The 22248-nt window shown below is 42.5% G+C and carries 14 protein-coding genes and 1 pseudogene; 3 read left to right on the top strand and 12 right to left on the bottom strand.

Features of this window, described 5'->3' with window-relative positions; all coding sequences use genetic code 11:
- Window positions 1-369 precede the first annotated feature (369 nt).
- Window positions 370-735: an SMP-30/gluconolactonase/LRE family protein gene (locus tag NWQ57_RS22635; RefSeq protein ID WP_372340886.1), complete on the top strand. Its 366-nt coding sequence runs from the start codon at window positions 370-372 to the stop codon at window positions 733-735.
- On the opposite strand, the gene NWQ57_RS04380 is transcribed toward NWQ57_RS22635, so the two are convergent.
- The 4 genes from NWQ57_RS04380 to NWQ57_RS04365 form a co-directional block, all read right to left on the bottom strand.
- A complete protein-coding gene (locus NWQ57_RS04380; protein ID WP_306020896.1) occupies window positions 678-893 on the bottom strand; it encodes a hypothetical protein in 216 nt (71 codons plus the stop codon). The two genes, NWQ57_RS22635 and NWQ57_RS04380, sit on opposite strands and share 58 nt — an antisense overlap.
- 107 nt (window positions 894-1000) lie before the next feature.
- The gene (locus tag NWQ57_RS04375; protein ID WP_306020895.1) at window positions 1001-1714 is read right to left on the bottom strand and encodes a sulfite exporter TauE/SafE family protein; all 714 of its coding nucleotides are present in this window, start codon (window positions 1712-1714) and stop codon (window positions 1001-1003) included.
- Between the two features lie 116 nt (window positions 1715-1830).
- Window positions 1831-2610 carry an SDR family NAD(P)-dependent oxidoreductase gene (locus NWQ57_RS04370; protein WP_306020894.1) on the bottom strand — a complete coding sequence of 260 codons (780 nt, stop codon included), beginning with the start codon at window positions 2608-2610 and terminating at the stop codon, window positions 1831-1833.
- Window positions 2611-2693: 83 nt separating this feature from the next.
- On the bottom strand, window positions 2694-3413 hold the full coding sequence (locus NWQ57_RS04365) for a FadR/GntR family transcriptional regulator (RefSeq protein WP_306020893.1): 720 nt from the start codon (window positions 3411-3413) through the stop codon (window positions 2694-2696).
- A 226-nt stretch (window positions 3414-3639) separates the two neighbouring features.
- Here NWQ57_RS04365 and NWQ57_RS04360 point away from each other — a divergent pair, with 226 nt between their 5' ends.
- Window positions 3640-5268, top strand: coding sequence for a sodium:solute symporter (locus NWQ57_RS04360; protein ID WP_306020892.1), 1629 nt, complete (start codon window positions 3640-3642; stop codon window positions 5266-5268).
- A gap of 67 nt (window positions 5269-5335) precedes the next feature.
- Here the strand turns inward: NWQ57_RS04360 and NWQ57_RS04355 are convergent, their stop codons facing one another.
- A complete protein-coding gene (locus NWQ57_RS04355) occupies window positions 5336-6361 on the bottom strand; it encodes a family 43 glycosylhydrolase (RefSeq protein WP_306020891.1) in 1026 nt (341 codons plus the stop codon).
- Window positions 6362-6471: 110 nt separating this feature from the next.
- Here NWQ57_RS04355 and NWQ57_RS04350 point away from each other — a divergent pair, with 110 nt between their 5' ends.
- A complete protein-coding gene (locus NWQ57_RS04350; RefSeq protein ID WP_306020890.1) occupies window positions 6472-7509 on the top strand; it encodes an arabinan endo-1,5-alpha-L-arabinosidase in 1038 nt (345 codons plus the stop codon).
- 77 nt (window positions 7510-7586) lie between these two features.
- Here the strand turns inward: NWQ57_RS04350 and acnA are convergent.
- The 7 genes and pseudogenes from acnA to NWQ57_RS04315 form a co-directional block, all read right to left on the bottom strand.
- Window positions 7587-10243 (bottom strand): annotated as a pseudogene (gene acnA, locus NWQ57_RS04345) (aconitate hydratase AcnA).
- Window positions 10244-10510: 267 nt separating this feature from the next.
- Entirely contained in the window at window positions 10511-12925 is a 2415-nt protein-coding gene (locus tag NWQ57_RS04340) for a glycoside hydrolase family 127 protein (RefSeq protein WP_306020889.1), read from the bottom strand.
- 91 nt (window positions 12926-13016) lie between these two features.
- Entirely contained in the window at window positions 13017-13961 is a 945-nt protein-coding gene (locus NWQ57_RS04335) for a glycoside hydrolase family 43 protein (protein WP_306020888.1), read from the bottom strand.
- A gap of 18 nt (window positions 13962-13979) precedes the next feature.
- Complete coding sequence (locus NWQ57_RS04330; RefSeq protein WP_306020887.1) at window positions 13980-15317, bottom strand: MFS transporter; 1338 nt, start codon at window positions 15315-15317, stop codon at window positions 13980-13982.
- Window positions 15318-15504: 187 nt separating this feature from the next.
- The gene (locus NWQ57_RS04325; RefSeq protein WP_306020886.1) at window positions 15505-18291 is read right to left on the bottom strand and encodes a TonB-dependent receptor; all 2787 of its coding nucleotides are present in this window, start codon (window positions 18289-18291) and stop codon (window positions 15505-15507) included.
- A gap of 613 nt (window positions 18292-18904) precedes the next feature.
- The gene (locus tag NWQ57_RS04320; protein WP_306020885.1) at window positions 18905-21814 is read right to left on the bottom strand and encodes a TonB-dependent receptor; all 2910 of its coding nucleotides are present in this window, start codon (window positions 21812-21814) and stop codon (window positions 18905-18907) included.
- 98 nt (window positions 21815-21912) lie between these two features.
- The coding region (locus NWQ57_RS04315; protein WP_306020884.1) for a LamG-like jellyroll fold domain-containing protein at window positions 21913-22248 on the bottom strand (336 nt) is incomplete at its 5' end.

Below are 22248 nucleotides of genomic sequence, written 5' to 3'. Positions count from 1 at the left end.
GAACAAATGTGCCAATGTTTGGACAAACTACGCTAGTTATATTATCTATGCATGAGGTCAGATTACGTCAAATAAGAACGCTAAATAGCCAAAACACCTAACGGATATTTTATTGAAAAGTGTTTCCCCCATATGAATTTAAAGGTTGCAAATATCTATGTTTTGACGCAAAGATATGTGACCACCTCGTGACAAATATTCTGATTAACGATTGAAAATTGTGGGGGCCACATCGTTATTTTTTAAAATTGTGACTCATCTAAACGGTATGATATGGCACAAAATGGGATTATTAATCTTTATGTAAAACAAATAGTTAAGAATATTAACAATGGTTATCGCCAGATTGAGCACATTTAAAAACAATTAATACACCTCGTTTTTCTTAGCACTCGGGAGGTATTATACCGAGTTAATACAGAGCTAAGCGTAGAAAAGATAATAAGTAATATTAACATCGCCAATGGTATTGCTTGGAGTAGTGACGCATCTTTATTTTATTTGGCTAACTCTGCTTTACAAACAATCTTTCAGTGTGATTTTAATAACGCTACAGACGCAATCAGTAACAAGCGAATTTATGCTAGTACCATTACCAATGTTTTTCCAGACGGTGCTAGCGTTGATAGTAAATACAATCTTTGGAGCGCAAATTGGGGCGGAACTTCCCTTAGTTGTTACGCAGTAAATGGAGCTGAAAGAGTTTTTGAGATGCCAGTGAGCCACCCTACTTGAATCACTTTTGGTGGTGATAATAATGATTTAATGTTTGTCACAACAGCTAACTGCGAACTTTCGGCAGCACAAAAAGCAGAACAACCGCTAGCCGGTAGTTTGCTTATTTTTAGGTCAGAGGCCATAGGATTAGACAGCCATATATTTTCTACTGCCACACAGATGAATTCCATTTTGCTAGACACAAACTCAGTTTATTGCATTCAAATGATTAGACTTTCAAACAACGACATATGTGATTATTAACCAACATGCTCAGCTAAATTTAATTAAAGATGCACAGTAATCCTGAGCAAAAAGCAATAAACAGGATAAGGGGCCGGATCATATTGAGATTAAAAAAACGACCTAAAAACAAAGATAACAAATAGCCTACTATCACTGCTGGCACACTATAAACAAACAACCAGAGATCTTGTTTACCCACCACCCCAGCCATGCTCAGTGACACTATACTTAAGGCATTGATATAGACAAAAAACAAACTTAGGTTTGCTTTGATTTGTTCCTTATGAGCGGTTTGATATAACAAACCCATAGGTGCGCCACCTGCCGAGGTTAAAGTTCCCATAAAACCAGACAAAGAACCCGCAACAGCACTGGTAACACCAGATACTTGAGGAGTAAACCCAGCCACTGACAATAACACCGCACAGACGATCGACAGTCCAAATAAAATTTGATACTGGCCTAAATCCACATAAGTAATTACAGCTGTGGCAAGAAAAACCCCAACACTACCACCGAGAATGGAAAATGACGCCAGCTGTTTGTTGATATATTTACGGTTTGCCAATAACAAGGCCAAAGTAACAACCAAGGCATTTAGGATCATAGGTACGGGAACTAATTGCGGTGCAATTAAAAATAAAAGAGGTGCGCTGAACAAGCCCAGACCAAAGCCAATAAGCCCTTGTAAGCAGGCACCTGTAATGAGTATTAGATAAACTAAAGCCCAATCATGAAAAGCTAAAATCATCAATTCTGTTGCTGCGCATACTGACATTTGACATATTGTATTATGAATATCATGAGTTTAGGCTTTATACAATGCTTATACCCCCACTCAAACCAAATACCGTAAATAGCTTAATATTAAACCCAACCACCATCAACAATAATGGATTGAGCGGTAAGCATCTTACTGTCGTCAGCGGCTAAAAATAGCGCGGCGCTGGCAATATGTGTAGATTCGAGAGTTTCTTTAATACATTGGTTTTTGCGAATGTCTTCAAAATCACTGGCTTGCAGGCGATGATAAAGCTGTTTTTCTGTCATTACCCAGCCCGGAATTAAGGTATTTACGCGAATATTGTCACGGCCATGATGTTTAGCCAACGTACGTGTCATACCTTCTAGAGCGGCTTTAGCCGTGGTGTAAACCGGCATAAAGTCTTGTTTAATGCGCCAGCTAATAGAGCCAAGATTAATAATACTGCCACCACCTAAACGTTTCATATGGGTGACAACTGCTTGTGCAGTAAAAAAGTTTGGACGTAAATTTACCGCCATTTGGTCATCCCAATACTCCACCGACAGACTTTCGGTATCATGACGAGCATCATTTGCGGCGTTATTCACTAACACCCCAATATCACCAAATTGACTTTTGGCGAGATTAATGGTTTCTAATAAATGGGGAATGTTGCGAATATCACATACAAAATACTGAATTCGTTGCTCATCGCTACCACCCATTTCTGCACATAATTGTTGGCTGGCCGGTTCGTCAATATCTATAAAGCTGACTTTAGCGCCTTGTTGGTAGAAGGCACGCACAATTTCGGCACCAATACCTGTGGCTCCACCCGTTATAAAAACATGTTTATTGTTGAGACTTGGATATTGGCTTATCTGTTCATTATTAGCAGACATTAAATGCTCTTAAAGGTATTTTTATTAAGCTTATGGGTCTGTTCTACACGAAAAATAAGCAACTTTTCCGGCAGTATCAGCGACTATTTTTGTTCTTGTTTGGCAATTTCAGCATCGATAAAAATGATGGCCTCGTCAATCAGGTAAGCAGTCATGCTTTTTGCTCTTTCTGGCTGGCGCAAGCTAATAGCCCGATACACTTTATCATGCTCTTCAATAATAGCTTTGATACTGCCTTTAGCCGGAGTGGTGTGCTGGATACTGACATTTAATGCGGTGCTAACAAAATCACGTAACTGGAGAATAAACCGATTATTACTGGCAGCTAAGATACTGGTATGAAAGGCAATATCGGCCTCATGTAAGGACAGGGTAGGATCGCTACCAGCCGCTTCCATACCTTTTAACGCCTGTTCAATCTGCTTGATTTGCTCATCTGTGGCAAATTGTGCAGCAAGTGCCGCAGCTTGAGGCTCAATCGCCATACGCATTTGTAAAAACTCACGTAATACAAATAAAGACGGGCTACTTTCAAGCATCCATTTGAGCACACTTGTATCGTACAAATTCCACTTACTGGCAGGTTCTACCACTATGCCTTTTCTGGGGCGAGAGGTGATGAGGCCTTTGGCTCCTAACATCTTTACGGCTTCGCGGATGGAGGTGCGACTTACACCATAGTCTTCACACATCTTTGCTTCGCTAGGGAAACCTGAGTCGTTCGAATATTCACCGGAAATGATTGCACGGCCTAACTCTTGAGTTACTTTGTCTGATAAATTCAGGTTTTCAATTAAAGCCATGCTTACTCTTCACTTCAAATATCCATTGTTTGATTATCTTATCATAATTTTAAAAGATGTAAGGTCAACGACTTTGATTAAAAGCACAGACAAATAAACAACTTCACTTTGAAGTTTATTTTTAATTAACATCCATGTAACACTTCTCATTTGTAATACAATATGTCAATATTCAAAACTGTAAAACAACGACAATAACTAATGCACAATCTGTGAGAACAACAAGATGATTGAACTGAGTACACTCGACTGGCTGGTGTTAGCCGGCTTTTTTGTATTACTTATAGGGGTGGTGTGGGTATCTATGCGCCAAAAAGGCCAAGATACCGAAGACTATTTTTTGGCAGGCCGCAACGCGAGTTGGCTTGTAATAGGTGCATCGATATTTGCATCAAATATTGGTTCTGAACATTTAGTTGGTTTGTCGGGTGCAGGCGCTCAGTCAGGTATGGCACTGGCTCACTGGGAATTACAATCTTGGATCATATTGTTATTAGGTTGGGTATTTGTACCTTTCTACTGGAGCAGCAAAGTTTACACCATGCCGGAGTTTTTAGAACGTCGTTATAACTCTGCTTCACGTACTTTTTTGTCGATTATCTCATTAGTCAGTTATGTACTCACCAAGGTAGCCGTAACGGTTTATGCCGGAGCCATTGCCTTACAAACCATCCTAGGCATCGATACTATTTATGGCATTGATTTCTTTTGGATATGTGCCTTTGGTTTAGTGGGCATTACCGGGATTTATACCGTATTAGGCGGCATGAAAGCCATTATGTGGACCTCGGTCTTGCAAACTCCTGTATTGATTATCGGTTCGGTTGTTATCCTTGTGGTTGGCCTAGATAAAGTGGGTGGTTGGGCCGAAGTAGAACGTTTAAATGGCGCCAACATGCACTTGATCCGCGCAGCCACTGACGAAGACTTCCCTTGGCCTGGTATTATTTTTGGCTCCTTCATTATTGGCTTCTGGTACTGGTGTACCGACCAATATATCGTGCAACGGGTATTGTCGGCAAAAGGCATTAAAGAAGCCCGCCGCGGTACTATGTTAGCTGGCTATTTAAAACTACTACCGGTCTTTATCTTTTTGGTCCCAGGTATGATTGCCTTTGCTTTAAAAGAAAAAGGACTGATTCATTACGATGGTGCCGATCAGGCCTTCCCAACACTGGTGGCTGAATTATTACCTTCTGGGGTAAAAGGCATAGTAATAGGTGGTATTTTTGCCGCATTGATGAGCTCTTTAGCATCCTTATTTAACTCATCAGCGACCTTATTTACCATCGATTTTTATAAAAAATTCAAACCAGAATCTTCTGAAAAACACCTATTGTCAGTGGGTCGTTGGGCAACCGTAGTGGTGGTAATTTTAGGTATGTTGTGGATACCGGTAATGAGCTTAATTGCTGATGTACTGTATGAATATCTGCAAAGTGTGCAATCACTCATCGCCCCTGGTATTGCGGCAGTATTTTTACTTGGCTTAATTACCCGAAAAATCACCCCAGCCGCCGGTTTTGTCGGCTTAGTAGCGGGTTTTGTATTAGGTATGTTCCGCCTTGTATTACTACCCTTTAAAGACTCTTTGCAAGGCACCATTTTGGCGCCAGTCACCGATATGAACTGGTTGTATTTCTGTATTTTACTGTTTGTATTAGTCTGTGCTGTGATGATCATAACCAGTATCTTTACCAAACAAGCCACAGATGAGCAAATTGATGGACTTACTTTTGGTTGTTTAGGTAAAGCCAGACTAAAAGAAGTCGCAGAAAGTATGGACATTTGGGACTACGTGCATACTGCGGGTATCCTAGGTATTACGGTACTAATCTACTACCGCTTTTGGTAAATCAAATTCCATAAAAAAAGCCCCTGCTGATGAATTCAACAGGGGCTTTTTTATTAGCGCTTAAAAATCAGTCTCCTTGCCCATTAAAAAATAACGGAAAGCCCTGCGCATCCCAATAAATAGGTCGTGCTCTGGCATGCCGATTAGGATCGCTTAAAGGGCTGCCCTTTAGCTCAAGATAATCTCGGCTGTGGTAAATCAACAAATCGGTAATACCATCTTCTGCCACCGTAAAGCTATTGTGACCTGGACCAAAACGGCCTAATTCAGGCTGAGAGCTAAATACCGGTTGTGGTGATTTATGCCAGCTTGATTTGTCCATTAAGTCACTCTCTACATCGGCCCATAACATGCCCATGGCGTAACGATGATCGGTGGCAGCAGCGGAATAAGTAACAAATACTTTGCCATGGCGGATAAGTACCGCAGCGCCTTCGTTAACCTTATACCCCTGTACTTCCCACTCTAAAGTGGGCTCAGTTAAGGTAATCACAGGGCCAGTAATGCTCGATGGGCCATCCATCTCGGCCATTAGTAAAGCAGAGTTATAGGTACGTGGAACGTTCATTTGTGCCCAGATTAAATAACGTTTTCCTTTGTGCTCAAAAGTAGTGGCATCCAAAGCAAAACTATCATCAGGAGTCTTGATTTGCCCTAGCTCTTGCCAATCACCTTCCCTGGGATCGTCACTTTTGTTAGCTAATACATACATTCGTATGCGCCATGGTTCCTCAACATCCCCTGCGGCAAAATAGACATACCAGCTATCGTCAAAACGATGTAATTCTGGCGCCCAAATGTGCGCGCCCATATTGCCCTCTGTATGTTTTTGCCAGATCACTTTTGCTTCGGCCAGTTTAAGATCATTGATACGACAGGCACTGCGTATTTCAATTTCATCAAATAAAGGTGAGGTACCAATGAACTGGTAACAGCCCGTATTTGGGTCTTTATAAATCCAAGGGTCGGCACGTTGCAATACAATGGGGTTATCGATATTTAACTGAGAATTAGTGGCAGCACTCGACAGAGGACTAAAGGCAAGTAATAGACACAGATTCAAGCAATGTTTATTGGCATTTTTAAATAACATAAAGTAATACTCTTGGTTTAATTGTCAGCTTGTTCCACAAATACATTGTTAATATTGTATTACAATTATGCTAACATTAACGGCTAATTACCATGTAAAAGGATAGTTTTATGTCACTAGGGCAAAAATCCCGGAAAATTCTTAGCCTTATTAGTTTGAGCCTGTGCTGTTTAGGCAATGTGAGCAAGGCCAAACAAGTTGAAGTACATGATCCTGTTATGGCCAAAGAAGGTGATACCTACTACGTTTTTAGCACCGGCCCCGGCATTACCTACTATCAATCTAAAGATTTAGTGAACTGGCAACTCAGTGGACGAGTATTTAAAGACGAGCCCAGCTGGGCTCAGCGAGTTGCACCGGGTTTTGGTGGTCATTTATGGGCTCCCGATATCATTCAAAAAGATGGTTTATATTACCTGTATTACTCGGTATCAGCCTTTGGTAAAAACACCTCTGGTATAGGCGTAACAGTTAATAAGACACTCGACCCAAAGGCTAAAGATTATCTTTGGATTGACCAAGGCATTGTGCTTCAATCGGTGCCCGAACGGGATGACTGGAATGCTATTGATCCTGCCATCATCAAAGATGAAAATAACGATTATTGGATGAGTTTTGGCTCCTTTTGGGCAGGATTAAAATTAGTCAAATTAGACTCTAGCTTAACGCGAATCGCCCAGCCGGAAGTATGGCACTCTATTGCTGCCCGTCCGCGCAATGCAAAATCAAAGATTGAAGGCGAGAGAAACGGCGCTATCGAAGCCCCTTATATTTTCCATAAAAACGATTATTACTATTTGTTTGTCTCTTTCGATAAATGTTGTCGTGCTGCCAATAGTGACTACAACGTGAGAGTGGGTCGCGCGACAAAAGTCACTGGCCCTTATCTGGATAAGGACGGTAAAGACATGGCGCAAGGTGCTGGCAGTCTGGTCATTAAAGGTAACAAAGACTGGCCGGGCTTGGGTCACAACGCAGCCTATAGTTTTGATGGCAAAGATTATTTGGTACTACATGCCTACGAAGCCGCCGATAAAGGCATACAAAAACTGCGTATTTTACCCATGAGCTGGCAAGACGGTTGGCCAGTAGTCGACCCAACTGAATTAAATAACCGTATAACCCAATTGCATACTAGTCAAAAATAATCGGCAACAACTAACAGCGGCTTTGCATTCCAGTAGATTGCATGCAAAGTCGCTGATATACATCTAACAAACCCCCTCTAATTTAGTCTGCGTAATACATATTGCAGAATTCCGCCATTGCTGAAATAGCTAAACTCATTGGGGGTATCTATCCTGATTTGAGCGCTAAAACTAAATTCAGTGTTGTCCCGTTTCACCTTCACTCTTGCTTCTTATTGCCCCTGCCTTATAGCCTCAATAGTATATTGTTCGGTGCCATCCAGTTTTAAGCTTGCGGCACTTTCACCATTTTTAAACTGTAAAGGTAAAATCCCCATACCGATAAGATTAGAGCGGTGAATGCGTTCATAACTTTCTGCCAGTACCACTTTCACACCAAGCAATAAGGGACCTTTAGCAGCCCAGTCTCGTGAACTGCCAGTACCATATTCTTTGCCCGCAATCACAATACGGGGAATATTTTGTTGCTGATATTGCATGGCGGCAGCAAATACACTCATTTGCTCACCGGATGGCTGCAATCGTGTCCAACCACCTTCAGTGCCAGGAGCTAATTGATTTTTAAGCCTGATATTGGCAAAGGTAACGCGCATCATCACTTCATGATTACCACGACGTGAACCAAAGGAGTTGAAGTCTTTTTCCTCAACGCCATGCTCACGTAAATACTCGGCAGCCGGCCCATCAGGGTCGATACTGCCGGCAGGAGAAATATGATCGGTAGTCACAGAATCACCCTGCTTTAACAGACAGCGAGCCTGCGTGATGTCGCTCAGCGCTGCTGGTTTTATATCCATTCCAGCAAAAAATGTTGGCTTTTTAACATAGGTGGATTCTGGCCAATCATATTGTGCACTGTCAGCAATTTGCAGCGCATTCCAGCTTTTGTATTTCGTCGTTAGTGGGCCAGATATCGCGCAAATAAACAGGTTTACCATCTGTGGAGATCCCTAGTGGCTCCTTAAGTAAATCAATATTCATATTACCCGCTAAGGCATAGGCCACAACAAGAGGCGGAGACGCGAGGTAATTGGCTTTGACATCAGCATGAATACGCCCTTCAAAATTACGGTTACCCGACAAAACGGCGGTGACGTTTAATTTTGCTTTGCGAATAGCATTGCTAATCGGTTCAGGCAAAGGACCCGAATTTCCAATACAAGTCGTGCAGCCATAACCGACAAGATTAAAACCCATTGCCTCTAAGTCAGACGTTAAATCGGCTTTATCCAGGTATTCGGTGACTACTTGAGAGCCCGGCGCAAAACTGGTTTTAACCCAAGGTTTTACGGTTAAACCCAATGCCTTGGCCTTTCTGGCTAACAATCCTGCCGCTACCAGCACAGAAGGGTTAGAGGTGTTGGTACAACTGGTAATGGCGGCAATGACAACAGCACCGTTTTTAAGCTTAAACTGCTGACCATTGTAGTCACAGTGAGGTTCATTATCTGCGGGTGTTGGTTGTTGGCCACCCTCGCTTTCAAAACGACCTTTTTCAGTATCGTCGGTAGAAATGAATAGTTTGTCCTGCTCAGCTAACCAATGTTTAAACTGACTGGCCGCTGCAGTTAAGGGGATCCTATCCTGTGGACGCTTAGGTCCTGCGATGGAACTCACTACCTCAGCTAGATCTAAACTTAAGGTGGCGTGATATTGTGCTGATTCTTGAGCTTCGCTGCCTCACATTCCTTGGGCCTGGGCATAAGCTTTTATGACTTTAATATGATGTTCATCTCTACCAGTCAACTTTAGCTAGGTTTCAGTTTGTTCATCCAGTGGAAACAGTCCACAAGTCGCACCATATTCAGGTGCCATATTGGCGATAGTGGCTCTATCCGCAATAGTAAGATATTTTACTCCTTCGCCAAAAAATTCGACAAACTTGCCTACTACCCCAAATTTACGCAAGGTCTCAGTGATCGTTAAGACCAAATCAGTGGCTGTGGTACCAGCCGGCAATTCGCCTGATAACTTCATACACACTACCTCCGGCACTAACATGCTAACGGGTTGTCCGAGCATGGCCGCTTCGGCTTCAATGCCACCCACTCCCCAACCCAAGACCCCTAGACCCCTAGACCCCTAGACCATTGATCATAGTGGTGTGAGAATCGGTACCCACTAAAGTATCGGGATACAACATAGCAGCCACGTCGCTTTGTTCTGCATCATCGACTTTGTCCATAAAAACCACACGAGCCAGATATTCCAAATTCACCTGATGCACTATGCCTTTGCCAGGCGGCACGACTTTGAAGTTGTCAAAGGCATTTTGTCCCTAGCGTAAAAACTGATAACGTTCTTTATTACGCTCTACTTCTTTGGCAGTATTTTTACTAAAAGCATTTCTTTGTCCAAAAAAATCTACCATCACAGAATGGTCAATAACCAACTCAACGGGTTTCAAAGGATTAATCTTTTGTGGTGAGCCACCTAAACTAACCATTGCGTCACGCATGGCAGCTAAATCCACCACTGCTGGAACACCGGTAAAATCTTGTAGTACCACGCGAGACGGCACAAAAGCGATCTCTGTAGGTGTGGTATCCAGTAAATCCCATTTCGCCAGTTTGCTAATATCCTCAGGCTGGACAAAAGCTTGATCGTGATGACGTAATAAATTTTCAAGCAGAATTTTAGCGGCAAATGGCAGGCGCGATAACTGGTAATCATCAGCCAGACTTTCAAGACTGTAGTACTGATACTCTTTGTCATCCACTGACAAGGTTTGCAGATACTTAGGCGTGGTGAGTTCTTTATTTTAGAACCGCTGTCGTAGAGTGATTTAATTCTCTAGCCCCAATCGACGCAATAGAGCTTATAGGGGGCAAGTTTCACACCGGTTAAGAAATACACTAAATATCGGGGGTTTTAGCGCCTCACTCCATTATAAAACATAGCAGAATAGTAAAAATTACTGGTTAAAATGTAAGACTTGCTTATATAACAATAGCTCACTGTGAGTTTTACTGCTGCAAGCTAACTTGCTGATCGATTCAGTCTATTTAGGATGGTCCGCTGCTTTTAACAAACGCACACCATATACACCACCAGCGATGGAGTTTGGCTGTGCCACAAATTTCACTTCGTGTTTGCCCTTGTTAGCCGCTTTAATCATGCTCTCACTGATGACATAGTCCACCTCATAAAAAGCTTGAGCCGAGTCGCCGTTTAAACTCACGTCGGCTAACTTGATGCCATTGATCCACACTGAAAAATGTCGCCCTTGGTCACCGGAAAAATAGGTCAGGCGTAAGATCTTGGCTTGATTTTGTGGATCCGATAACTGATAACTAAACCAGTTAGTGGCGTCTCGCCAATGGCGTTGCCCATTCACCCCAGCGCGGCTGCCATCGCCGGCAAAACCATGTTCAGTTTCAGGTTGTTGCTCACCTGGGTTAATTTGATCCAAGGTTTGTGTCGCCAGTTGTTTTTCGGCACGGCTACCTTGTTCAGCTTGCAACATAAAATCTTGATATTCATTGGCCTGCATTTGTGGCCAATACACTTGATAACGGCTTTCATGAATACGGAAAAAGGGTATTAAACTTGCTGCTTCAACAGAGTTTGTTGCTGTCCCACCCTGCAAACCTGGCCCCATGGTAAAAGCTAAATTTGCTCCGGGTTTGCGTTTTATGCCTTTAAGAAAAACCTCGCTATCACCCACTATCACAGGTAAGGCATCGGGTGAGCAGGTTGGCCCGCTGGCGATATGTCCCATACGGCCATCATTGGCAAAATACGGCAGCTCTTCTTGACCAAAGGGCTGCACCTTTTCAGCCAGTACTATTGGTCCATAAACCATTGAATAGTGCTGACTGCCGTCAGGCAAACCTTCTAATTGAGGGGTGATAGTCATATCGATAGTTAGGGTATCGCTGGCTTGCCACTGGCGAGTAATACTCACATAACCTTTGTGACGTTGCTCAGTTTTGACGGCCTTACCGTTGAGGGTAATTAACATGGTTTTATCGTTTAACCACTTAGGTTGACGGATATTCAGGGTCAGGGTTTTAGTTGGTTTATTGTCCTTAGGAGTGACTTTAAGACTGAGCTGATCCTGATCAGGAAACAGAGTATCTAAGTCCACAGTTACCCCCTGTTGTTGCCAGTCTAAGCGTGAGGGAATAAACATATTCACAAACAGTTCTTCAGCTTGGTGGGCGTAAATCAATTCACCGTATTTACTGTGGTTTTCTATGCCTGAGCCCACACAACACCACATCGACGTGTCTACTTGTGAATAAGTACGATAATGCCCAGAGCGCATAGGAGTGAAATACACCAAGCCGCCAGTATCGGGATGTTGCGACGAAAGTATATGGTTGTAAGTAGCACGCTCGTAATAATCCAAATAGCCTGTATTGTCAGAGTCCAAATACAACATCTTGCTGAGTTTCAGCATGTTGTAGGTATTACAGGTTTCTGGCCCTTCGACGGAATCAAGCATAGAGCTGAAATCATCGGCATTGTGAAAATGCTCCCTCACGCTGTTACCACCAATGGAGACACTGCGTTTTTCGGTTACGTCATGCCAGAAATAGTCAGCCGCCTGATACCACTCTTTATTGTCACTCAGTTCTGCTACCCGTAAAAAACCGATCACCTTTGGGATCTGGGTATTAGCGTGTAAACCATTGAGTTTGTCTTGGTTTTTTAATAAGGGCTGCAGAATCAACTGGTGAGAAAACTGCTGAGCAAGGATTAGATATTTTTTATCTTGAGTGATGGCGTATACATCGGCAAACACCTCGTTGAGTCCACCGTGTTCAGAAATCAATAAGTGCTGTATTTGTTCTTCGTTTAACTTAGCTACCAAAGCGATAAACCAATCTGTCATGTCGAGTAACATGGTCTTGGCCAGTTCACTGTGGCCAATTTCATAGGCATCGCGCAATCCCGACAAGGTTTTATGCACGTTATATAGGGGCACCCAACGCTCGTTAAGGGAAAACAAATCGACCTTAATCTTGCCTTCACGAATTTGCTGCCAAGCTTGTTTGCCAGCAGGCACACCGCCTAAATAACCATCTCCATTTTTTAGCTGAGCTTTACGTAATTCGGCCAACATGTAATCAAGGCGTTTTTTAAGTTCTACCTCACCCGTTGCCGCATAGGCCAAACTCAAGGCACTTAAATAATGACCACCAATATGCCCGTCTAAACCACTACTTTCCCAGTTATCGTAAGAAGTGTTTTTTGTCTCAAGGCCTGCTTCACGTAAATATGGCATGAGTAATTTATCAGGCTCTAGCGCCAATAAATATCTTACGTTGGCTTGCTGAGCGACTAAAAATGGACTGGCAGTTAAACGCACTGTTTGCAAAGGAAACAACTCAGCAGCATAGCTACCACAAGTGCTCGTGATAACAAGGCTTACGCTGATAAAGGCCAATTTAAGTGTTCGAGCTAACATAAAAAATCCTGTTATAAATAAAAAAGACTGGCCTAAGGATGAGGATAAAAAAGCACAGAGCTGCCTTAGCGCAGCTCTTTGCACAAAAGTTTTATGCTTCGCCGGGTACACCAAACACTGGCATACCTTGTTCATCCCAATGCAAACGTTTGATAAAGGTATGACGATCGGGATTCCACAAAGGATCTCCTTCAATTTCAGTATATTGGCGGCAGTGATACACCAAAATGTCGTTGCCCTCTTCATCCACCGTAAAACTGTTGTGACCGGGACCAAACATGCTCAATTTCTCATTAGTACGAAACACTGGCTGCTGTACCTTGGTCCAGTTAGCCGCATCTAGTAGATCAGAATCTAAGTCGGCATAGAGTAAACCCATGGCGTAGTTTTCATCGGTGGCGCTGGCTGAATAAGTTAAAAAAATCTTGCCGTTACGTTTAAGTACGTTTGGCCCTTCGTTAACCCAAAAACCGACAATCTCCCAGTCCAGTTCAGGAATAGATAGACGCGTGACCTCACCCTTGATCTTGGTGGGAGTTTCCATCTTGGCCAGTAATAAATTGGAATTACCCCGTATACCCGGCTCTTTTTGTGCCCACAAATAATACAGCTCATCATTGTGATAAAAGGTGGTGGCATCCAAACAAAAAGTATCGATGGGCGTTTCAACTTGGCCGCAAAACGACCATTCCCCCTCAAGCGGATTGGCATCCTGACAGCTAATGGCATACATGCGATGTTGGAATAAATCGTATTTAATTTCACGACTGGGCGCGGCAGCAAAATACACATACCAAGCACCTTCATTAAAATGAATTTCCGGTGCCCAGATCAACTCAGAATAAGGACCTGTTGCAGGTTTCATCCACACCATTTTAGCTGGCGCGTCGGCCAAACCTGCCAAGGTCTTAGCACGGCGTAATTCTATGCCATCGTACTTAGGCACTGAGGCGGTAAAATAATAATAACCATCAGTGTATTTATACACAAAAGGGTCTGCACGCTGGGGTATTAAAGGTTTAGGTAAAACACTCATTTTAGCTCCTGAAAAATCTTACTCTGGCAAACGCTGAGTTTTAATCATAGTGGTGTAATAGTTGTCTGAAATTTTGTATTTGAACAATACAAAACCAAGTAAGGCATGAAACACACCGGGAATAATGGTCAGCATTAAGGCTAAACCCGTTAAGGTAAAATCACTTTGCACTTCATTGGGTTGATATTCGAAAAACGCCAGCAATAAACCACCGGTTAATCCAGCTAGGCCACCACCGGCTTTTTGGCAAAATGAGATACCTCCAAAGGACAATCCAGAGGCACGTACACCATCTTTAATCTCGCCATAGTCCACCGCTTCGGCTATGGCCGACCAAAATACCGGCGCATGTAAATCCACCACAAAACACAACAAAATATACAATACAAAAGCTAATACGATGTCGCCCGGTCCCACTGCAAAATACATGGCAACAGAGATAAACAATACGGCGATTTGTGACCAGCGGAACAACTTGATTTTGCAATAACGTTTGGTGATCCAGGTACTGGCCACCATAGAGACAATAGATGCGGCGATACCGGCACTGGTAAACACACCAGCCAAAGTAGGCGCGCCAAGATAATATTTGGCGTAATACATGGCCACACTGCCACGAATGGCGTAACCCAAGGTGCCCAATACACAAGCTGCACAGAGTAATAACCATTGATCGTTTTTCAACAAACCTTTGAACTGCAGTAATAAACTTTGTTGTTCCACTTTATGGGTAATACGCTCTTTGGTGGTGAAAAAACAAAACAATAACAAGGCAATACCACAAATGGAGACCAAGACCATGGCCAGCTGATAACCTTTGGCCAGATCATCCCCGCCCCACATCACAGCTAACAGCGGTACTGAAAAGACGATGATGACGTTGGCAATTTTAGCAAAAAACATGCGATAACCATTGGCCGACAATCGCTCTTTGGGATCAGCGGTCAGTACCCCAATGTAGGAAATATAAGGGATAGCGATGCCAGTGAACATCAATGTGGCAAACAAATAGGTGCCATAAGCCCACGCGAGTTTCATGTTGTAGTCAAAGTCGGGTGTGGTAAACAACAACATGACAGACAAACCATAAGGGATAGCCAAAAACAAAAACCAATGGCGAAACTGCCCCCAGCGGGTTTTTACTTTATCGGTAATAATCCCCATTAAGGGATCGGTAAAAGCGTCAACAAAACGGGCGACTAAAAACAAGATCCCCATATCGACCGGATCAAGTCCGTAGATATCCGTATAGAAAAACGACATAAAGAAAAACAGTGCCGCTACCATGACATTCACTGCCATATCACCCGCACCAAATCCTACTTTTTCTACCACAGATAATTTTAAATTAGACATAGATTTTCCACTGTGAGTGTCTTTCGACAATTTACTGCATAGCCCATCAAACATAACAAATGTCTAAACCAGCGAGTTACTCTTTTCTACTAGCAATACCTTAGTTTCACTAACAGTTCGTTCTAATATAACTGAACGCAATGAACAAAAAAGCCCCGCTAGTGCGGGGCAAAGGGACACTACAGAGCTAAAATGAGTATCTAACACCTAAAGCAAAGGTACGGCTGTAGATGGAATTACCAAAATTATGGGTATCAGGGTACTGATAATAACTTTGAAATACTTCATCTGTTAAATTAGTGGCATCTAAGGTCACCAATAAGTCTTCTGTCACATTGTAACTAAATTGGAAGTCCACACTGCTTTCTGGTTTACGGTAAATACCTAAAGGCGCAGCAAACAAAGCCGCTTCATAGTTATTTAAGAAATCATCACGCCATGTATAGGTTAAACGCATATCATAATTTTCTTGTTCATAAATTAAGATTGCACTGTAAGAGGTATCTGACACACCAAACATGGAACGTTTCAACACGTTGACAACGTCACCTTCAGCATTTGTTTCTGGAATATCTTGGGATGAATCTAAATAGGTATAACTGGCTTGCATACCTAAGCCGTCAAGTGCGGCAGGCAAGTTTTCTGGGAAGTAAACCAAACCTAGTTCTAAACCTGTAAGTTCACCATCTGAGGCATTGTCTGGTTGATTAACAATGTAAAGACCGGCGGCAACATCATCAGAGCCTGCAAAATTCGCCACATTACGGAAACTAGTAACTAAACCTTTGATGTTTCGTTTAAATATGGTGCCATAAAGCGAGCTAGAATCAGCAAAGTACCAGTTTAATGAAATATCTATATTGGTCGATTCAGTGGCATCTAAATTTGGATTACCGCCATTACCTTGACCATAACCGATGTTAGTCACATCTTCTTGATAAGTGATATTCGGGTTTAACTGGGTAAAATCAGGACGACGTAAAGTTTCGCCATAAGCAAACCGAGCGACCAAATCATCGGTCAAATGGTAACGGACTGATAAACTAGGAAGTACTTTAGAGGTACTCACTGAATCATCAGTAAATACACCTGTGGCTTCATTAATAAATGACAAATCAGTACTGACATCCACATAGCGTAAGCCAAATTGACCATCTAGTTTTTTGCCAGCCACTTGGGTTTCAAAATCAGCTTGGACATAGAGTGCTGTGGTGGTTTCGTTAATATCAAAGTTTTTAGTGCTAACTTCATTATCAAAACCGTATAAAGTTCGGATCTCATCTGCATTGGCATAAATATAATGGCCATTGGCCACTGCCCATTCGCTTGGAATATCTGCACGTCCGTCAAAGAAATTGGTAGAGGTATAGACTAAGCCTGGATCAAAACTAGCCAATGATTGACCTAAAAACCCGTCTTGACCACGACTACCCTCTTCGGCGCTACGATCATCGTAACGCAAACCAAACTTAACATTACTAATGATGCCCATATCGGCGTAATAACGCCCATCAATGGTAATAGTCAAAGAGTCACCTTTACGATAGCCGCCGTTATCATATAGCTGAGCGACGTTCCACAATGAGGCATCAGTTAAGTCTGCTTCATTGACGGCAGTTTCCGGGTTATCCAGAAAAGCTAAAGCAGGTAAACCACCTTTATTGTTAAAATCAACACTTACGCCGGGCGCAACCCTATCGGTACGCATGGCAAAAAAGGTTTCATCATATTCGCTTTGTTGGTAAACCACTTCTGACTCTAATTGTAGGTTATCACTCAGGTCCCACTTTCCGCCTAAGGCATAAACATAACTATCGGTTTTACCTACCACTAAATCGCCGCTGTTAAAGCCGTAAGCATTGTTTATCGTTCTGGATTTAACCATGTTGGTGCCGTCATACAGCTCGATACCGGCGCTAGGGTTATCTCCTAAAGAGCCCCACCAATCCACAAAACTGAACATCAACGAGTTAAAAGACTCATTACGAAAGCCATTGTAAAACGCTTCAAAAATATATTCTGAGCTAGCGTTTGGTGCCCACTGCAAGGATAAATTCACTGCGGGGCGTTCACGTTTACCGGTAAAGTCACTGGCAAAAATAGCATCTCGGCTTAATACATAAGGATACTCTTGACCGGCAATGTTCAAGGTAGAACCAGCAGTAAAAGGTAAACCCGCTTCCGTACCACGATTCCAAATTGTTTCGCCGTTTAATTCAGAAGGCAGTGCTTGATAGGGAACAAAACCCTCAGGTACGACGTCGGTGAAAAATGGTACAACCGCACCAGGAGTAATGCTTTGATCTTTATAGTTAGTTTTTGCTAATGAAACACTTAACAAGGCGCCAAATTCACCATCACCATCTAATTCCCAACGGTTAGACACTAAGGCACTAACATTAGGATCAACTTTATCGGCCAGTTCTTGGTAAATACCACGTGCGGCTAGCACCACTTTGCTGTCGGCAAAATCAAAAGGACGCTGAGTATGAATATCAATTTGACCGGCAATACCACTTTCAATTAAATCAGCAGAACGGGTTTTATAAACATCAACACCGCTTAATAAGCTGGCAGGAATATCTGCCAAAGCAACTGAGCGTCCCGAAGCCGTGAAAATAGTACGGCCGTTTACGGTAGTGGTTACGTCAGTCAAACCACGAATAGAGACACTAGACACTTCACCGGCACCACGATCAGTAACCTGTACACCTGATACACGTTGTAAGGCTTCTACCACGTTGTTATCTGGAAACTTACCAATATCTTCTGCCACGATAGCATCAACTAAATTCATGCTTTGGCGTTTAATATTCAGGGCTTTATTTAAACTACCGCGGATTCCTGATACTTCGATGACTTCAACACCATCATTTTCAGCTTGATTAGCTGCAGCACTATTTTCTTGTGCATACAGTCCTTGGCTAACAAAGGCTAATAACATAGCACTTGTTATTTGAGTAAGTTTAAACATGGGTAGACTCCGGTTTGTGTGTGTCCTTTGTGCGGCGAAAGGCAGCAAAAAGCAAAGGTGTATTTTCATTGAGTTGGCATGGTCGTTGAGACTCACGCCCCATTACTTGTAAATGTAATGTTATCTTTCATTGATATTATTGTATGACATATAGACTGTCAATAAAGAAATTAACAATTCATCGTTTAGTGCTTAAAATATCATCAGATAAAGATCTTGCTGGATTAAACTCAGTCTAATCTTTAGTGTTAGATAAAATTTATGACTTGTCTAAGTGATACAAAATTGATTTTCAATCTCGGGAGGTGAAAAAAATATTTCATATAAATCAATACATAAAGCAATTATTTAGCTTAGAGAGTTTTACTTTAAAGATCTCACCGCCATAACCTACAATGCTTTTTTATTAGCTTATAATTTGTTGGACATAATTAATAAAGTTAAATACTTATTCTAACTCTCACAATTCCTGTTGCCTTAATCATCACACTTATTTGTATTACAATTTATAAAACCTAACAATAGTGATATTCACCCAACTCATCAGTTCTCGGCAGTTAAATTTCAAGAAAAAAAAAGCCCCGCATAAGCGGGGCGATTTAACACTATAAATTTACAGTGAATACCTCAAACCTAAGGCAAAGGTACGGCTATAAATACCTGAGGAGAAGTTATAAATATCAGGATGCTGATAATACGCTTGAAATTTCTCATCGCTAAGGTTGGTGGCATCAAAGGTGACAACCAGATTATCGTTAACATTATATGACAATTGAAAATCTAAACTGGTTTCTGGTGCACGGTAGCGAGCCAAGGGATTAGCAAAAATGGCTGCTTCGTTGTCGTAACGAAAAGCATCTCGCCAGACGTAAGACAAACGTCCACCAAAACCATCTTTTTCATAAGCCAACACCACACTGTAAGACTCATCGGATACACCAAACATTTCCACTTTGTCATAACCAATTGGCTCAAGATTAGTCGGATCGTCTTGGTCGTATATTGGTAGATCTTGAGAAGATTTTAATGACGTATAACTAGCCTGAATACCTAAGCCGTCGAGAATGCCAGGCAAACTTTCTGGAAAGTATACAACCCCCAGTTCAAAGCCCTTTAACTTGCCATTTGAAGAATTGTCAGGGCGATTTAAAATATGTAATAACTCGCCAATTTCATTACCGTCTTCATCTACATCATCGGGGTAGTCATAATAAATTTCAGTGCGCGACCCCACAACTAAGCCTTCAATTTGGCGATCGAACAAGGTTGCGTACAACGCGTTTGCCTCACCAAAATAGTACTCTAGAGAGAAATCTAAGTTAGTAGAAACAACTGGTTTTAGATTCGGGTTGCCTGAAAACGCCGACCCCGTTCCAACAGAAGTGACTCCCTTAGAATAGGTGGTATAAGGGTTTAAGGCGCCAAAATCTGGGCGGCGGATCGTTTCGGTATAGGATAGGCGAATTAAAAAATCTTCATCAAAAGTGTAACGTGCGATAAAGGATGGCAATACATCACGACTGTTGTTTTCACCATTATCTTGCTCAACAATTTGGTTAACCAGATCCACTCGGTCAAAAATATATGGGATTTTGACATCGGTGTAACGTAAACCAACAGTGCCATCAAGTATACCGCCGGGTAAATCGTACTCAAATCTAGCTTGAGCATATAAATCAAGAGTGGTTTCTTCAGCTTCGAAGGTTCTACGCATAATAAGTGAAGGACCACCACTTAAATAATTATCAATTGGCTCACCGTTTTCATCGTAATAGCCATAAAGTGAACGAAAATAATCTTTGTTTTTCACCATGTAATCGATGTCGCCAATTAACCAAGCACTCGGGAATTCGGCACGACCATCAAAGAAATTTTCTGTACTGTCCAGAAATTCAGCTGGCATACTTGTCATTGGAATATCATATTGATTCACAATCACATTGGCACCACGACTGCGGTTATTGATATCGCGTTTTTCATACAACAAGCCAAAATCTATTTGGGTTATACCGGCAAATTCGACAAACCAATTTGCGTCTAAATACAGCGCATCTGATTTTCCTTCGTCTCGACTGCCGTTGTCCCACGAAGGCCCCATCGAATAGAGACGTGGATCAAGTAAGTCGGATTCGTCGATATCAGCAGTATTAGGATTATCATGGAAAGTCAGGCCAGCATCACCTTCACCGGTATTAAAATCCACTGTCATGGCGTAATAATCATGCAACAAACGCACAGCAAAAAAGTCAGAGGTAAACACACTCTTCTGTGACACTACCTCGGCTTCCAATCGGAAGTTGTCACTCAATTCCCACTTTCCACCTAGGGCATACATATAGGTATCGGTTTGACGCTCATCGGCATCGGTACTGTTAAAGTCACTTTCCCATACTCCATAACGAGGATCTCCATCGTAAACAGTGCGTGACTTAATGATATTAGTGCCTTCATAAAGCGTAATATCATCGTCAAAATTAATGTTATAGGCAGAGTCTGGAAAACTGAAAAATAAACTATTTCGCACGGTTTCACGATAGCCATTGTAAAACGCTTCAAAGATGTATTCAGATTTTTCGTTTGGTGCATATTGCAAAGACAAGTTCATTGCAGGCCGTTCACGTTGCCCTGACAAATCACTGGCAAACACCGCATCACGAGACAAAAAATACTCATTTTCAACACCATTGGTATTAAGGGTTGAACCAGCAGTATTAGGTAAGCCTTGTTCTAAACCCGGATTCCAGTAGGCGGAATTGATCCTCTCATAAGCGGGGAAATCGCCAGTATTACCAAATCTGTCTAAACCAGAACCTTCTGGCGAGGCAGTAAAATAGGGGAAAACGGCTCCAGCAGTTATGCCCTGATCGCGCCAATTGGTTTTTGCATAGGCAAGGTTGATTAAAGCGCCAAACTTACCCGCATCTAATTGCCATACGTTACTGGCCATGACACTTATATTGGGATCGAAGGTTTTTTCCTGATCCGAATAAATGCCACGCGCCGCGACCACATACTTTTCACCTTCGAAGTTAAAAGGTCTTTGAGTCATAACGTCGACTTGCCCCGCAATACCACTTGGTACTTTGTCTGCAGAGCGCGCTTTATAAACATCCACTCGAGAAATTAACGACGCTGGTGTATCGGCCATAGTATAAAAACGACCGGTACTGATATACATTTGGCGGCCATTAATCGTGGTGGTAATATCGTTCAAGCCACGAATCGAAAGGGTTCCCACCTCCCCACGGTCACGGTTGGTTACCTGTACACCGGGAACCCGTTGTAAGGCTTCAATTACGTTGTTATCGGGAAATTTACCGATATCTTCGGCTACGATGGAATCCACTGATTCAATCATTTCCCTTTTTATATCAATAGCTTTGGCCAAACTGCCACGAATACCCGTCACTTCAATCACTTCCATAGAATCGTCTGGCACTACAGGTTCTTGTGCATAACTTGCTTGGCTGAGCGTCATTAAGGTAGTCGCAATCGCCGAGCTTAATAAAGAGAGCTTAAACATAGGTGTTCTCCCAAAATTTTTAGAATGGCCCGCTGTTCTTGAGCAGACCAACATAAATGGTGTTTATTTGCTGAAGGACTCCCCCTCAGCACGGTTCATTACTGAGCATTACCTTCAGCGAACAGCCCTTGCACGTCTTCGAGTGACAAGGGATCGTCGAAGATCACTAACTCGTCCATCATGCCGTTGTAATTGGCATCCCATGGGAAGAGGTTAGTGGCCAGCGCAAAGCCAGACGCACTTCCAACCTTAGTAAACACATTGGGGAAGCCCTCAAGGCTCGTCACCAATTGTCCATTGAGATAGGCAGTGAAGCTTCCTTCGTTCACCACAATCACGATATGTGACCACTGGCTAGCAGGTATTTGTGAACCAAAATTACCATCAAACCATGTTTCTCCCGACCACAACATGGTGTCGCCACTCGGGCCAAA

This window comes from Paraglaciecola sp., assembly GCF_030730205.1.
Taxonomy (GTDB): Bacteria; Pseudomonadota; Gammaproteobacteria; order Enterobacterales; family Alteromonadaceae; genus Paraglaciecola.
The sequence above is the reverse complement of the archived record's forward strand: the minus strand, read 5'-3'. Positions and strand labels throughout refer to the sequence as shown.